At 48.7% G+C, this 2476-nt stretch carries 2 protein-coding genes; both read left to right on the forward strand.

Features of this window, described 5'->3' with window-relative positions; genetic code table 11:
* Positions 1 to 49: 49 nt before the first annotated feature.
* Positions 50 to 1594 carry a F0F1 ATP synthase subunit alpha gene (gene atpA / locus ABYP33_RS18650; protein ID WP_373092790.1) on the forward strand — a complete coding sequence of 515 codons (1545 nt, stop codon included), beginning with the start codon at positions 50 to 52 and terminating at the stop codon, positions 1592 to 1594.
* Positions 1595 to 1645: 51 nt separating this feature from the next.
* A partial coding sequence (gene atpG, locus ABYP33_RS18655) for a F0F1 ATP synthase subunit gamma (protein WP_373092792.1) occupies positions 1646 to 2476 on the forward strand: 831 nt, incomplete at its 3' end.

Here is a 2476-nt window from a genome sequence, read left to right on the forward strand (position 1 = left end):
GAAGCATTAAATTCCTGAGCGTTTAAAGAATAGGATTGAGGAACAGAGCATGCAGCAACTGAATCCATCCGAGATTAGCGATATTATCAAACAGCGCATCGACAATTTAGATGTGTCTGCCCAGGCCCAAAATGAGGGCACGGTAGTATCGGTATCTGACGGTATCGTACGCATCCACGGTTTAACCGATGTGATGTACGGCGAAATGATCGAGTTTGAAGGTGGCCGTTTTGGTATGGCACTTAACCTTGAGCGCGATTCGGTCGGCGCCGTGGTTTTGGGCGACTACCTTGGTATCGCCGAAGGCCAGACCTGTAAATGTACTGGTCGTATATTAGAAGTACCGGTTGGTCCGGAACTGCTTGGTCGCGTTGTAGACGCACTGGGTAACCCGATCGACGGTAAAGGCCCTATCAACGCAAAATTAACCGACGCAATTGAAAAAGTTGCTCCGGGTGTAATATGGCGTAAGTCGGTAGACCAGCCTGTGCAGATCGGTCTTAAAGCCGTTGATGCCATGGTGCCAATCGGCCGCGGTCAGCGCGAACTGATTATCGGTGACCGCCAGATCGGTAAAACCGCAATTGCAATCGACGCCATCATTAACCAGAAGTCTTCTGGTATTAAATGTGTGTACGTCGCAATTGGTCAGAAAGCATCTTCTATTGCCGCCGTAGTGCGTAAATTAGAAGAGCACGGCGCAATGGATCACACCGTGGTTGTTGCGGCTACCGCATCTGATCCAGCATCTATGCAGTTCATCGCACCGTTCACGGGCTGTACTATTGGTGAGTACTACCGTGATCGCGGCGAAGACGCACTGATCATATATGATGATTTGACCAAGCAGGCTTGGGCCTACCGTCAAATCTCCCTGTTGTTGCGTCGTCCACCGGGTCGTGAAGCTTACCCCGGCGACGTATTCTACCTCCACTCTCGTCTGCTTGAGCGCGCAGCCCGCGTTTCAGAAGATTACGTTGAGAAATTTACCAACGGTGAAGTGAAAGGTAAAACAGGTTCATTAACGGCTCTGCCTGTTATCGAAACCCAAGCAGGTGACGTATCGGCTTTCGTACCGACCAACGTTATTTCCATCACCGACGGTCAGATCTTTGTTGAAACAGATATGTTCAACTCAGGTATTCGCCCAGCGATGAACGCCGGTATTTCGGTATCGCGGGTTGGTGGTTCAGCACAGACAAAAATTATTAAGAAATTGTCTGGTGGTATTCGTACAGCACTGGCTCAGTACCGTGAATTGGCGGCGTTCTCGCAGTTTGCTTCTGATCTAGACGAGGCAACTAAAGCACAGCTTTCACAAGGTGAGCGTGTTACCGAACTGATGAAGCAGAAACAGTACAGCCCTCTCAGTATTGCTGAAATGGGCCTGTCTCTATACTGCGCCAACGAAGGTCACCTGAAAAACGTTGAAGTTGCCAAAATTCTTGATTTTGAATCAGCAATTTTATCTTTCGCTAACAGCGAATACGCTGCAGTAATGAAAGACATCAATGACAGCGGTAACTGGAACGCAGAGCTGGAAGGCAAGTTCAAAGAACTCGTTGAAAAGTTCAAGGCAACTCAGACTTGGTAAGACGTTAAGCTGCGCGTAAGTGCAGCTTTTCTGCTTGAGGATTGTTGAATCATGGCAGGTGCAAAAGAGATACGCACCCAGATATCCAGCATCAAGAGCACGCAAAAAATTACTAGCGCCATGGAAATGGTGGCAGCGAGTAAAATGCGTAGAGCTCAAGATCGCATGGAATTGGGTAAACCCTACGCACGGCGCATGCGCGCGGTGGTGGGTCATATCGCCAATGCTAATCCAGAGTACCGTCATCAGTATATGACTGAGCGGGAAGTTAAGCGCGTCGGTTATGTCATTGTTTCTACTGACCGCGGCTTGTGCGGTGGTTTGAATACAAATGTATTCAAAAAAGCCATTAAATCAATGCAAGCATGGTCAGAACAGAATGTAGAAATTGATTTGTGTTTAATCGGCAGCAAAGCCGGTGCATTTTTCAAGAGCTACGGCGGCAACGTAGTTGCAGCGGCAAAAGACATGGGCGAAGCGCCCAGCGTTGCTGATTTGATTGGCAGTGTAAAAGTTATGCTCGACGCTTACGGCGAAGGCAATATTGACCGCCTGTATCTGGTTGGTAATGAGTTTGTGAACACCATGACTCAGAGCCCATTTGTAAGCCAGTTACTGCCTCTGGAAGCAGAGCAAGACGACAGTTTAAAGCATCACTGGGATTATATTTACGAGCCCGGCCCGGAAGAATTACTGGAAGGCTTACTGACTCGTTATGTTGAGTCGCAGGTTTACCAGACCGTGGTTGAGAACGGTGCCTGTGAGCAAGCTGCAAGAATGATCGCGATGAAGAACGCGACTGACAATGCCGGCGATATTATCGACGGTCTGCAGCTGGTTTATAACAAAGCACGTCAGGCAGCGATTACCCAGGAACTGTCA

The sequence above is a fragment of the Zhongshania sp. genome (assembly GCF_041584495.1).
Taxonomy (GTDB): Bacteria; Pseudomonadota; Gammaproteobacteria; order Pseudomonadales; family Spongiibacteraceae; genus Spongiibacter.